General features: G+C 39.1%; 12 protein-coding genes. 5 read left to right on the forward strand and 7 right to left on the reverse strand.

The annotated features are described in order from the left end of the window. The first annotated feature begins 152 nt into the window (after positions 1-152). On the forward strand, positions 153-440 hold the full coding sequence (locus CLV81_RS01335) for a hypothetical protein (protein ID WP_106143269.1): 288 nt from the start codon (positions 153-155) through the stop codon (positions 438-440). A gap of 307 nt (positions 441-747) precedes the next feature. Here CLV81_RS01335 and CLV81_RS01340 read toward each other — a convergent pair whose 3' ends face one another. From CLV81_RS01340 to CLV81_RS01350, 3 genes are all read right to left on the reverse strand, one after another. Then, positions 748-1,224 (reverse strand): YdeI/OmpD-associated family protein, encoded by a 477-nt coding sequence (locus CLV81_RS01340; protein ID WP_106143270.1) that lies wholly within the window; start codon positions 1,222-1,224, stop codon positions 748-750. Continuing rightward, positions 1,221-1,763: an SRPBCC domain-containing protein gene (locus CLV81_RS01345; RefSeq protein WP_106143271.1), complete on the reverse strand. Its 543-nt coding sequence runs from the start codon at positions 1,761-1,763 to the stop codon at positions 1,221-1,223. The genes CLV81_RS01340 and CLV81_RS01345 overlap by 4 nt, the downstream gene beginning before the upstream one ends. A 67-nt stretch (positions 1,764-1,830) precedes the next feature. Then, on the reverse strand, positions 1,831-2,394 hold the full coding sequence (locus CLV81_RS01350; protein ID WP_106143272.1) for a Crp/Fnr family transcriptional regulator: 564 nt from the start codon (positions 2,392-2,394) through the stop codon (positions 1,831-1,833). 528 nt (positions 2,395-2,922) lie between these two features. On the opposite strand from CLV81_RS01350, the gene mbpA reads away from it, so the two are divergent. Genes mbpA through CLV81_RS01365 form a run of 3 tightly spaced genes read left to right on the forward strand, consistent with a single transcriptional unit; the run spans position 2,923 to position 4,475 of the window. Then, positions 2,923-3,219, forward strand: a complete 297-nt coding sequence (gene mbpA, locus CLV81_RS01355; RefSeq protein ID WP_106144859.1) for a mobilization protein MbpA — start codon at positions 2,923-2,925, stop codon at positions 3,217-3,219. Beyond that, the gene (locus CLV81_RS01360; RefSeq protein WP_106143273.1) at positions 3,216-4,085 is read left to right on the forward strand and encodes a relaxase/mobilization nuclease domain-containing protein; all 870 of its coding nucleotides are present in this window, start codon (positions 3,216-3,218) and stop codon (positions 4,083-4,085) included. Before mbpA ends, CLV81_RS01360 begins: the two co-directional genes overlap by 4 nt. A 12-nt stretch (positions 4,086-4,097) precedes the next feature. Beyond that, the gene (locus CLV81_RS01365; RefSeq protein WP_106143274.1) at positions 4,098-4,475 is read left to right on the forward strand and encodes a DUF6730 family protein; all 378 of its coding nucleotides are present in this window, start codon (positions 4,098-4,100) and stop codon (positions 4,473-4,475) included. Between the two features lie 105 nt (positions 4,476-4,580). Here CLV81_RS01365 and CLV81_RS01370 read toward each other — a convergent pair whose 3' ends face one another. The 4 genes from CLV81_RS01370 to CLV81_RS01385 form a co-directional block, all read right to left on the reverse strand. Beyond that, on the reverse strand, positions 4,581-5,783 hold the full coding sequence (locus tag CLV81_RS01370; RefSeq protein ID WP_106143275.1) for a site-specific integrase: 1,203 nt from the start codon (positions 5,781-5,783) through the stop codon (positions 4,581-4,583). A gap of 402 nt (positions 5,784-6,185) precedes the next feature. Further along, the gene (locus CLV81_RS01375; RefSeq protein WP_106143276.1) at positions 6,186-7,586 is read right to left on the reverse strand and encodes a tagaturonate reductase; all 1,401 of its coding nucleotides are present in this window, start codon (positions 7,584-7,586) and stop codon (positions 6,186-6,188) included. 12 nt (positions 7,587-7,598) lie between these two features. After that, the gene (uxaC, locus tag CLV81_RS01380) at positions 7,599-9,047 is read right to left on the reverse strand and encodes a glucuronate isomerase (RefSeq protein ID WP_106143277.1); all 1,449 of its coding nucleotides are present in this window, start codon (positions 9,045-9,047) and stop codon (positions 7,599-7,601) included. A gap of 23 nt (positions 9,048-9,070) precedes the next feature. Beyond that, the gene (locus CLV81_RS01385) at positions 9,071-10,102 is read right to left on the reverse strand and encodes a LacI family DNA-binding transcriptional regulator (RefSeq protein ID WP_106143278.1); all 1,032 of its coding nucleotides are present in this window, start codon (positions 10,100-10,102) and stop codon (positions 9,071-9,073) included. Positions 10,103-10,354: 252 nt separating this feature from the next. Between CLV81_RS01385 and CLV81_RS01390 the strand changes: the two genes are divergently transcribed. Then, positions 10,355-13,216 carry a TonB-dependent receptor gene (locus CLV81_RS01390; RefSeq protein WP_158259054.1) on the forward strand — a complete coding sequence of 954 codons (2,862 nt, stop codon included), beginning with the start codon at positions 10,355-10,357 and terminating at the stop codon, positions 13,214-13,216. Positions 13,217-13,219: the final 3 nt, after the last annotated feature.

A 13,219-nucleotide genomic window follows, 5' to 3' on the forward strand; every position in this document is an offset into this window, starting at 1 on the left:
TGTAACAACTCGGTTTGCAATTACAATTTTAAAAATCGCAAGTTGTTCTATAACTTGTAAATAAATACTTACAATCGAAGCTGCGTTTCATGATTGTGGGTTTTTATGGGATGGGAACATAAAACTTGTCTTATTAACGATATATAAGATGTATGAATTTTGAAGAGGCTAAAAAGATTGTACGTGCACACACCTATTTATTGGGAAAAACCGTAAACGGGATGAAAATTGACGAACTTTTTATTTACCCGCTTGATGAGGCATCTTATTCGGTTTTTATCGCGATGTACCGTACTGCCTTGAACAATGAAGAATCGTTAAGGCCATTTATCGAAGAGGAAATGGGCATAAAATGTATTCTTAATAAATCAAGTATTAATATGGGCAATAAAATCCATAGCCTGACCATCAATGAGGTCAAGAATCTTATCGAGGATTAGCGAACTTTTACCAAATTACAAGATTGTCAAATTGCAGCTAAAGAGACCGAAAACACAAAAGAAGAGTATCTTTTTTGATACGAAACTGACCAATGTTATGTTTGGATTTACTTCACAAGGTCCACTAAACCAAAATTAAGGGAGTGGGTGTACCAAACGACAATAACTGAATTTAACGGATTGTTGCTATAACAATGCGGCTTTTTATAAAATCACTGGTTAATGGCAAATTTTGAGAAGGAGAGTGGATTCCAAAGACAGGTTCGTTTTATGACATTAATCCGTTACTAAGAATGGTGACAGAAGATTATTTATTCCGTATTCGTTGCTTTTGTTCAGTTAGAAAATCCCTTATCAAGCGAATCTGTGCATCAATATCCTTAATCTTGATAATTTGATAGATAATGCTCCGCTTTTTGCCATCGGTCAGCTTGTTGAAAATCGCTCTTGATTCCGGTTCCTGTTCCAAGAAAACAGCAAGCACCTCTGGCATATCGACCCCTAACTGGTCTGGGTCTTCCTCTATTTGATAATGTACTTGGTCACCTAGTTCCTTTTCGAGCGCGTCAAGATACTTGCCTGCAACGATGATGAAAAAGTTTCCATCTCCCAGATGGTTCAATCCACAGCGGTAGGATACCTTCTCGTCGATGGTACATATCATTCGGGTAGCTCTTTTGCGACTGAACTGGTTGATAATATTCGCGTTCAATCTTAAATAATAATAACCGCCCTTGCGTTTTTCAAGTTGCTTGATGGTCTGCTCCCCTTGGTAAGATTTCATTGGCTATCGCTCTCTACAAATTTTTTGAGCCCCGCAAGATCTTTGAGGTGCATCTTGTGGACCCATTTGGTTATTCCACCAATATACGCAATCAAGAACTGGGGTTTTTTCAGGGTCTCATCGAACCAAAGGTTGACCTGGGTATGCTGCCCATGCAGTGGTTTGAGTATGAAGTGCAGCCTTACGTCCTCCTCGAACGGTACAACATCACTCTTTAAAAAGAAACTGACCTTTTCATTGGGGACAAGATGCGTGATTTCCTGATAACCGAACTGCTTGCCCTTTCTATTCAAGAACACGGTCTGTGCGCCAATTTGCCCATCCACGTTTTTGACGGCGCAAAGGGAGTTGGTCTCGGATGGCCATGCAGACCAATTCATCAGCCGCTCTTGGTACCTAATTGCATCATACACTTTTTCAACGGTAGCGTTTACGTTTATGGTTTCTATGTACTGTACTTTTTTTGGGAGTACAATTATGAGTACTATAGTTGCGGTCAAAAGACCGGTACCTATGGAGATAAGTATTGTTGCCAACATATTAACTAGTTTATGACAACAAATGTACTCGGTCAAAATATCCGATTTTTTGCCCTAGATCAAAAAATCAGCTCCTCCTTCCACGGACCCTGCTCAGAGTGCTCTGGGTAATTCCTATAAAACTGGAGATGTACTTCAGAGGATATTTGGCCACCCAATTTTTTTCGTTTTCTACCCTGCGGTAACGTTCTACTGCATCATCGCTCTGAAAGGAGATAAGGTTTCTTGACATACTGGCAAAACCCTCCTCAACGGTCCTGCGCAATAAAGTATTGTAGGCTGGCAGGGTAGCGGCCAATTTATCGCTCTTGCTTTTTTCAATGGAATAGACCAAACTATCCTCAACAGTTTCTATCGATACAAGTGCAGGTGTTTGGTTCAGATAACTGTCCATTTCGGTGAATACCTGGCCCTCGGTTGCCATCCAAACGGTGTAATCTTTATCACCCTTTAAATAATAGAGACGAACCGTTCCCTTTTCGATTAAGAAATACTGGTTACAGAAATGTTTCTGCTTTAAAAGGAACCGGCCTTTTGGCAATGAAAGAAGCGTCAGGTTTTCATAGATTTTTGAAACGTCTTCATCGGTTCCATCGGATAGTCTAATTATTTCGGTTCTTAGTTGGTTCATTGTTCAGGATTGAACAGTAATTTATAAATTATTTACGAGTTCCAAATAAGGGCCGTTTTAAAGGACAACATTATGAATTCAATATGCCCCAAAGGTATAAGTCCCATTCTTGGTCTTTTTTAATAATATCGGTAATTGACCTTTTATGGGAGACTTTACAGATTGAAAATAACCGACTTAAATGAGGCCCAAATCTTACCAGGATTTACCTGCGCCGGATCCTGTTTGATTTTTGTAGTGTTCGGGAAGATAAGCGTAAACCAAAAATCAAGTAGGGCGCATTTACTTATGCCCTTTTGAAGTCGTGATTTTTCATTGGACTGATTATTTTCTTTTCTTAAAACTGTACTGTTTCCCTCTTTCCTTTGGGATTCTTTTAAAAGGATTCCTTTTCCTTAGTTAAAAACAGGGTACTTTTTATCCCTTTTTGACTTTGCTGCTACTTTGAAGTTGGGTGGCAATTCAAGATGTGTCATTGTCATGACAATCTTGCTTTTTCTCCCGCTGGTCGCAAAAGAAAAATGGGAAATGAAAAGGGAACATATTCAATTTAGATGTAGCATCTATGAGAAGAAAATGCTCAAGCTTAAGGCCAAAAGGGCTGGACTTTCTCTTTCCGAATATTGCCGTGGTTCCGCCCTTGGTCATAGCATCATCGAACGCCTGACCCCAGAACAATTGGAACATTATTCCATGCTGGTGAAATACAAGAACAATTTCAAACGGATAAGCAATATGTTCAAAAAAAGAGATCCAAGGCTTGCCAAGGAAGTTAAGGAATTAGCTATTCAGATAAGGAACCACCTTTACAACTTCAATAGATGATAGGGAAGGGAAAATCCATATCACATACCAGGGCATCCATCTCCTATGGATGGAACCAGGAGAAGGATGCAGAAATCATTCATAGTCAACATTTGGCCGGGGAGAACCCTAAGGAGATTACGGAAGAATTTAAAATCGTTCAATCACAGAACCCACGAACCCAGAAGAACACACTGAGCTTCGTGCTGAGCCCCAGTATCGAGGATGGTAAGCGTCTATCAAAACAGAAACTAAGTAATCTTACCAAAAAGTTCATCAAGGCCATGGGGCTAAAGGAAAGGCAGGCCATAGCATTTGTACATCGGGACAAGGAACATACCCATATCCATTTATACGTCAACCGTATAGGGTTTGACGGAAAAGCATACAAGGACAGCTTCATCGGAAAGAGGAGCCAGCAAATGGCCCATGAGGTGGCAAAGGAAATGGGATTGACCACTGCAAGGGATGTCCAACACCAAAGACTTGACAAAGTCAAACAGATAAGGAACGAAATAAAGCGGGTACATGAAGAAGTGATGCGATCGGAAAGACCGAAAAGTCTTGATGCCTATATCAAGTCAATGGAAGAAAATGGTATCAAAGTAATCCCCAGTATCAACAGGCAACAGAAACTTCAGGGATTTCGGTTTCAGTACAAGGGACAAAACCTTAAGGGAAGCGAAGTACATCGTTCCATGTCGGCAGGAAGAATAGTCGCCCAAATCTCAGACACCACCAACAAGGTAATTAATAAGTCAAAAGTACCAACAGCAAAGTTGGCGGGAAAAACAATCGAATTGGGCACTAATATCGCAATGGCCTTGGCAAAAAGGTTCGCGAAGAAAGCCATTAAAAGAGCCATTGACCAGGGCATCGGAATTTAAAAATAAAGGACAATGAAAAAACTGGATGACATTATGGAACTGCTGACTGACGAAATCAACGGGTTCCAGAATTCAATCAAAAAATTGGAAGGCCTATCCAAAGGTCTAAATGAGGTAAAAGTGGATACTTCCAAGTTGGAATATCTCCTAAAAGAACACCTTAGGCACCAGGAAAGGGTTCAGTCACAGAATATGAAAACATTAAACCATATCGATAAGAAACTGAAACGGACCAAGCTCATTCCCAAATGGTTGTTGGTGCTCTTTCTATCCGTGCTAATTATACTGAGCATGACAATTGGATATTTGAGTCTTCAAGTGGTTCAATCAAACAAAAAGGAAAAAGCTCTCGCAATGAAAGAAAGAGTGGAACTTCAAAATCAACAGTAGGTTGCGCCCTTTTCCGATTTTACTTCACGCTTATCCCTCGAAACGCTATAAAATCGGAACAGGATCCATGCGCAAAGTTTAGGGGTAAGATTTGGGAACAATTGTTTAAAAGTTGACTACCTTATCGAGGGCCTCATCAGCATCTTTTTTCATGAAACTTGCTTGGTAAGCAACTGTTGTGGTTATTGAAGAATGTCGATAAAGTTTCTGTAACATCTGAATGGGTATTTTATCGCCCGAAATGTTTCCAAAAGTGTGTCTCGCAATATGCATGCTCAACCTTTTATCAATACCTACAGTTAACGCGACAAGCTGCAATCTTCTATTTAAAGTTCTAGTAACTGTTCTTGTTCTAACCAACAACTCCCGCTTATCGGATAAGTCTGTTCCATATAGGTAAGGAAAAACCAAATCCGATTTGGAATCATGTTTATACGAATCTAAAATCACCTGTGCTTTTAAAGGAATTTTTAAAGACACTAGTTTTTGGTTCTTGTTCATACGGTACAACAACCTTCCATCTTTAAAATCTGACCATTTCAAAAGCAATACATCACTCACTCTTATTCCCGCAAAATAAAAACTGATAAGCCAAACATTCAATGCTGCCTGTTGAGCATCCGTCAATCCTTTCGCATTTTCCAAAATCTTCACTTCCTCTTTCGAAAGACCTATTTTCTCGGATTCAGGTATCCGAATTTGGATTTTACTTTTTCCAAAAGGATAGTGTTTCCTTTCAACAATGGATTCTGAGATAGCGAGATTGAAAATCTTCCTTATCAGAATCATATAATTTGCAGCAGTTCTAGGTCTTCTAAGTTCCTGGTGGAGAATAAAGCTTTCAAAGTTTTTTAAAAGAAAAACAGTGATTTCCTCGAAATAGAGTTTTTCCTTCCCAACAAAACTCATGAATTTGGATACTCTTCCTTTTTGGGTTTGATATTGTCTTAGCTTATCAGCATTTTTTAGGTTTTCAAGATGAAGCTTCGCAACTTCAAAAAAATCCAATTTATCTGTACCAATAATATCTTGCTTAATATTTGATGCTGTTGAGTGTCCATTCTGGATCTCTATAGCTATCATACTATTATTGGCCTCTGACAGTTTGTTTAAAATAAGACTATTTAGCATTATGGAATTCGGGTGAGATTTTTTCACCCTTTTATTCTTCTCATCCCAATATTTCTCATCAATATATTGTCCAATAAAAAGATAACTTGCCTTACGGTTCTTTGTAATTCTTATTGCTATGGGATACTTATTTTGTTTGTTAGGTTTCTTTCTAAGAACGACCTGTACGCTTGACATATCAATATACTTTTATACAAGGTACAAAATTATGGGTACAACATAGGTACAACATATTATGATATTAAATGCACTTTTTTGATTTCAAAAAATATATATTAATCTTTAATTAATTGATTTTCAGTAATATTAATTTAAAATAAGATTTTAACGTAAATTCTCATAACCCGAAGGTCGCTGGTTCGAGTCCAGTCCCCGCTACTAAAAAAGAAAGGCTTCACGAAAATGTGAAGCCTTTTTTATTTTAGCTGGATGCAACAGCCTGCTATTTTATGGTTCCATTTCAGACGAGTTCATTCGATATACCCCTTACTGATATTTAATAATTTTAGACGCTACGGCTCAATAAACCTACTAACAAACCCTGTTTCAGGCGGACTTTTTGTTTTAAGGGATTCGAGCTTATTGTAAGGCCGATATCTCTTCTTTTAAAAAATCAGACAATAGAACCTCCCGATTTAACTCTTGGTCCCAGAGTGACTTGTTGGATAAAATGGTATTGACCATTAATTCTATATTATCCAAATCCCAAACCTCTTGAAAGAAAGTGATATAGCTTTCATTATCCTTAATCGGAATTTTTTCAGAATGGTATTCCCCTTTATAGAACAATATGAGGTGAGCCAGGGCATTGACTAAACCTTCAGGCACCTGCTTGTAACGTTCCAAATAGCTCAAAATACTGGGCAAAACCCTTACTCTGAACTTGGATATAGAATTCAAAGAAATATCCAATAACTTATGTTTTATAAATGGATTCTTAAATCGTTCCAACACTTCGTATGCATAGGCTTCAAGCTCCTCTTTAGGCATATCCAGGGTGGGTATGATTTCCTTAAAAATGATTTGGTTAAGAAATTTCGCCATCTTTTCGTCCTCCACAGCATCGCGAACCTCTTTGAACCCGTTCAGATAAGCAATAGGCACCATGGCTGTGTGCGTACCATTCAAAATCCGAACCTTTCGGGTTCTAAACGGGGTCAAATCATCGGTAAATATTACGTTCAAACCTGCTTCTCCAAATCGAAGAAGGTCTTCAAGTTTCTTAGGGCCTTCTATGACCCATAAATGAAAAGGCTCGGCCTTTACAACAAGATTATCTTCATAGCCCAACTTCTCCTGAATGACATGAATATTATCCTTTGGAAAACCGGGAACAATTCTGTCAACCAAAGTGTTATAGAAAATAACCCTACGTTCAACCCACTGAACAAAATCCTTTGATAAATTCCAAAGCTCAATGTACTTTAGAACGCATTCTTTGAGCTTGTCCCCATTTTTTTCAATCAATTCGCAAGGAAGGATTTTTAATTCCTTTGGGGGATGTTTATCAAAGCTGATAAAATAATGATGCAATAAGGCTGTAAGTTTTCCGGGAAACGTTTTAGGTAGCGTTTTTGGATTATCGTCCTTTTCATCGAAAACGATTCCCGCTTCGGTAGTGTTGGACACAATAAACTCTAAATCCGGGTTTTCTGCGAGTTCTAAAAAAGCCTGATAATTCTCAAAGGGATTTAGGACACCTTCAATGGAAGTAATTAACCTAGTGGTTTGGGTTTTTCTGCCTTTTTCCAGGCCTTCAAGTAAAACATGGTAAAGGCCCTCTTGTTCATTAATCCATGCTCCCATTCCTTTTTGCAAAGGTTGAACAATCTGAATGTTCCCATTAAAATTGGTTTTCTCGTTAAGGATGTCCACCATCCAATCCACAAATCCTCTCAAAAAATTACCTTCGCCAAATTGAATGACACGAATGGGCCGTTCTGGCACCATGGGCGACGTTTTTTTATTTAGTTTTTTCATGTTGCCTATGAATCAAAATCCGAAGTAGTCTTTGGCATTATGATAGCAAATATCCGATACGATTTTCCCCAACCACTTCTCATCAGCTGGTAATTCGCCATTTTGGACATCGGTCCCCAAAAGGTTGCACAAGATTCTACGGAAATATTCGTGTCTTGGGAATGACAAGAAGCTTCTTGAATCAGTTAGCATACCAATAAAGCAACTTAACAGACCTAAATTGGAAAGACTGTTCAATTGTTTTTCCATACCATCTTTTTGGTCCAAGAACCACCAAGCCGAACCGAACTGCATTTTTCCTTTAACGCTACCGTCATTAAAATTTCCTATCATACTGGCAAAAACTTCGTTATCCGATGGGTTTAAATTGTAGATGATTGTCTTCGTCAACTGATCGGTACTATCCAAAAGATTTAAAAAATTGGCAAGGGGTCTTGCCTGCTGAAAATCGCCAATACTGTCAAATCCCGTATCGGGGCCAAGCTTGGACAGCATTCTTTGATTGGTATTGCGCAGAGCACCCAAATGAAACTGCTGCACCCATCCAACCTCGTCATATTTTCTGCCAAGATGGACCAAAGTCTCAAATTTGAAGTAGGCTATCTCCGTATTGGACAAATTTTTGCCACTCAAAACTTGTTGAAAGATCAAGGAAGCATCAAATTCTCCTAAATCAAAGTTGTGCAACTGCTCCAATCCATGGTCCGCGCTCTTGCAACCTAATTCGTTAAAAAACAATATGCGTTGATAAAGCGCTTGAATCAAATCCGAATAGGTCTTGATTTCGTAATCAACACATTCACCCAAACGGTTTAGATAATCAATATATCCTTTGGATTCTTCTACCGAATAGGCCTTATCAGGTCTGAAGGATGGGAGAAGTTTTAGGTTAGGTTCCTCCCTTTGAAATTTTGCATGATCTCTTAAATCATCTATTGGGTCGTCGGTGGTAGCTACGACATCCACATTCATTTTTTCCAAAAGGCCCTTTGTTCTAAACTCCTTTTCTTGAAGAAGCTCTCCGGTCAAGTCATATATCCGCTTTGCACTGTTTGAATCAAGAAGCTCAGAAATACCAAAATATCTTTGGAGTTCCATATGCGTCCAATGATAAAGTGGGTTTCTAAGGGTGTAGGGAACCGTTTTTGCCCACATCATAAACTTTTCATCATCAGTGGCATCTCCAGTAATGTATTTCTCTTCAATCCCCAATGTGCGCATCGCACGCCACTTATAATGGTCGCCTTTTAACCATACTTGTGTACAGTTATCATACTGATGGTTTTCTGCAATTTCCATCGCAGGCAGATGATTGTGATAATCAATGATGGGTAAGGCCTTGGCAAAATCGTGGTAAAGCATTTTGGCAAAATCATTCTGAAGTAAAAAATCTTCATCCATGAATTTAGAATTTGATTTGTGCAATCGATTGTCCTTAGTTTTCTTTATGGATATTGCCATGTAGCGTTATTAAATTGTAGGATTTATGATTTCTTTTTCAATGATGAGGCCCTCACAATCAATTCAGGTTGTAAGACGGTCTTTTTGGGAACAATTTCCTTTTTCTCTGAATTGAGTGCGTTGAAGAAAAGATTGGCGGCTGTATGCCCCATTTCTATGGGAAACTGATTCACTGAAGTCAAAGGAGGGTCTGTGAAAGAAGTAAAGGGTTCGTTCAAAAAACCTACCAAAGCAACATCCTCAGGTATTTTGAGTCCTTTCTCTTTTAAAACCTGCATGGCTCCCATCGCCGCATAGTCACTGGCAGAGAATATGGCATCAAAATCCGCACCACTGTTCAATAAATCTTGTGCATGTGAACGCCCATCCTCTAGCTGAAGATTACCGCTAAAAATCAAAGTTTCGTCCCGTTCAATGCCATGGTCTTCCAATGCGTTCACATATCCACGATAGCGCTCCTTATAAATATCTATTTTTCGTTCCGTAGTGAAATGTGCAATTCTAGTACACCCTTGTTCAATCAAATGGGAAGTAGCTAGGTAAGCACCTTGATAATCATCAATTACAACTTGACTAGTTTGCAAGTTGGGCGTGGTTCTATCAAACAATACTAAGGGAAGTCCACGTTCCAATACTTGCTCATAATGATCAAACTGTTGGGTATTTTTACCAATAGAAGCTATAATTCCATCCACCCTTGCGTTCAAAAAGGCCTTGACCGCATTCTCCTCATTATCAAATACCTCATTCGATTGACTAACTATAACTCTATAATCCAAAGAATTCGCGACCTCTTCAACACCTCTAATAATAGAAGAGAAAAAAGCACGGTTTATAGTAGGAACCAACATTCCAATAAGTTGCGTGCGCCCACTCCTCAACGCAGATGCTATTTGGTTCGGTTCATAATTGAGTTCCCGAGCCGTTTTCAGAACAGCTTTGCGGGTAGTATCACTTATCCTAGGATTCCCATTTAGAGCTCGGGATACCGTAGAAGCTGTCACATTCAACTTTTCAGCGATATCGTGTATGGTTGTTTTTTTTGTGTTTTCCATTTCGTACAAACGAACTTTTTACAAAAATACTTAGCTCTAAGATTCTAAAACATGTAATCGATTGCGCAATTTATAGATTAATTAGACTATTAAAAAATATTGACCAAATTTTTTTAAATGGAAGAAAAAGCTTTGATTTATTTGTATTTGCTCATTTTTTGCGTCTATTATTTGTGAATTTAATATTTCTTTATTATTTATGCAATCGATTGCACAAACAAACAAACTGAAATTGATTATCAAATAATGAAGATGCTAACAATCAGAAAAACAATTGTCCCAATCTGGTTTTTATGTTTTGGTTTTGTCCTTTCTTGGGGCAATGAACCTGTAAAGATTTCTTCCCGCCATGAGGCATTCCAATCTTTTGGTGCCGTAAGCGGACGTGTTTTAGGCGAGGCTGGAGAACCACTGCCCGGAGCTTCTGTAGTAATCCGTCAATTGGTTATCGGAACTAGCAGCTCCTTGGAAGGACTGTTCAATTTACCTCGAGTTCCTTATGGGTCTCATGAAATTGAGGTTTCCTATATCGGTTTTGAACCGTATCGTACGACAATTGAGGTCAATTCTTCTTCCCTTTCTTTAGGAGATATTGTATTGCAACCATCGGTTAATACGCTAGGTGAAGTAATTGTAACCGGAAGTTTGGAAGGACAGCAACGAGCTTTCAACCAGCAAAAAAATGCGGATAATATTAAAACCATTGTTTCGGCAGATTTGATAGGACGCTTTCCAGATATTAACGTAGGGGAAGCCATGCAACGCGTTTCTGGTGTCACTATTGAAAGAGATAACGGTGAAGGTAGTATCGTGAAAATCAGGGGAACCCCTCAAAACTTTACCACGGTATCCATTAATGGTGAGCAAATTCCAACTACGGATGAAGGAGGTGGTCGTACAGAAGGACTTGCGCTTATTAGCGCAGATCAATTGGCCTCAATGGAAGTTAGCAAAGCGATTACACCAGAAATGGACGGTGACGCAGTGGGAGGTGCCATTAATCTAATAACGCCAACAGCGGCCTCGGCCAAAGGAAGAATTAAAGGTTCTATAGGTGGTGGCTATAACGACCTATTTCAAAGAGGTAGTCAAATCGTACGATTAAAATACGACCGAAGATTTGCAGATAACAAATTCGGAATACTCTTTGGAGGTAGCTACTATAACACGGTAAACGGTGAAGAGCGGTTTGAAGCTACCTATCGCAATCGCCGAATCGGTAGCGAAGATGACCCCAATTCATTCAGGGCCAATGTCATTGATGATTATCGGTTACGCCCTTTACTGAATGAAAGGACTCGAATAGGCGTTAATGCCACATTTGACTATCGTTTTAACGACAACTCTCAGGTAATCTTCAAAGCGATATATAATAAACTTGAAGATGAATCTTTGAGAAGGAGAATCCGTTTTCGTCCAAGGAACAACTACAATGACCCCCTGAATCCCGACATTGCCGGTCCGGATAATGATGTACGTGTGAGGCGTGACATCAATGATCGTGTTATTGACAGGGAAAACATCACAATAACCTTTGATGGAAAGCATCCGCTTGGGACTTTTGGACAGCTTGATTATGGAATCAACTACACTCGTTCAGAGAGGGTTTTACGAAGTGATCGTTTTGTTTTTCGGGAACGCGATTTAACCCTACAACTGACCAGAGATGGGGATTTCACCTTGTTCTCTTCTCCAGATTTCGACTTTGAGGACTATGCAGCCTATGATTTCAACTCGTTTCAACAAGATAAACCCATACTGAATCGAGGCGACAACACAGTAGCCAAAATAAACCTTACGGTTCCTTTTAATCTTGGAAAAAACGCGGGAGAATTCAAAACAGGAGGAAAATATCGAGACTTGGATAATATTCGAAGAAGAAACACCATAGAGTACAATGAATTCAATGGTCCGTACAATCTCACCCAAGTCTTTGACAACAACGAAAGTTCCATTTTTGATGGTCGTTATCAAATGGGGCGTTTCCCTGACCCACAAAGAGCCATGCAGCACTTTGTAGATAATCAAGCGGCCTACCAAATTGATGAAAACGCTTCTCGTATTAACAGTGAGAGCTTCTTTTTTGATGCGGGTGAAGATGTTTATGCTGCCTATTTCCAAGGAAAACTACAGTTTAATAAATTCAGGGTTTTGGCCGGTGTACGTTATGAGAAAACCGATGTGAATTATGATGCACTAAGGCTGGAGATAGAACCACCAGCTCAGGATGGAGCACCGGCTGTTCCAATTTCATCAGAACCAGTTTCCGGAAGTAATTCTTATGACTTCTTTTTACCTATGGTACATCTTAGGTATGAACTTAATGACCGCACAAACCTTAGGTTTGCTTATACCCAATCGTATGCCAGACCGGAACTTCAAGACTTGGTTCCATCACAAAATATCAACTTTGCAGACCAGTTGTTGACTACTGGAAATCCAGAGTTGTTGCCTGCAAGTGCAGACAATCTTGATTTGCTTTTTGAATCCTATTTAAAAGGAGCAGGGGTTATTTCAGGTGGAGTTTTCTACAAGAGGATTGAAAACTTCATTTTTGATCAGATTTCCAATGTCGATTTCAACAATGATGTATTCCTTCAAACCGAACCGATTAATGGGGATGAAGCTGAGTTGTTGGGTGTAGAGTTGAACTTTACCAAAAAACTTGACTTTTTACCAGGATTTCTCTCAGGTCTTGGCGTCTTTTTAAACTACACATGGGTTGATTCCAACAGTAGTTTTGAGTTTTTTGATGAGGATACAGAAGAAACTCTCGTTAGAGACGATGTTTCTTTTGTTGGTCAAGCAGATAACACTTGGAATGCTGCGCTTTCATATGATTTGGGTGGATTCAGTGCAAGAGCTTCTTTGAATTATAATGGACGTTCGCTTTTAAGTTTTTCGGATGACCCAGAACAGGATTTTTTCTTGGAAGAACGCTATCAGTTGGATGTAAACGCATCACAAAAGATTTCAGACAACTTAACGGTCTTCGTTGAATTCGTCAATCTTACCAACGAACCTAACTTAGAGTTCCAGTCTGTACGCAGCCAGGTTACCAATTATGAGATTTATGATTGGTCTGCCCGATTTGGTCTAAATTTTAAATTCTAACAC

Source organism: Flagellimonas meridianipacifica (assembly GCF_003001695.1).
GTDB lineage: Bacteria > Bacteroidota > Bacteroidia > Flavobacteriales > Flavobacteriaceae > Flagellimonas > Flagellimonas meridianipacifica.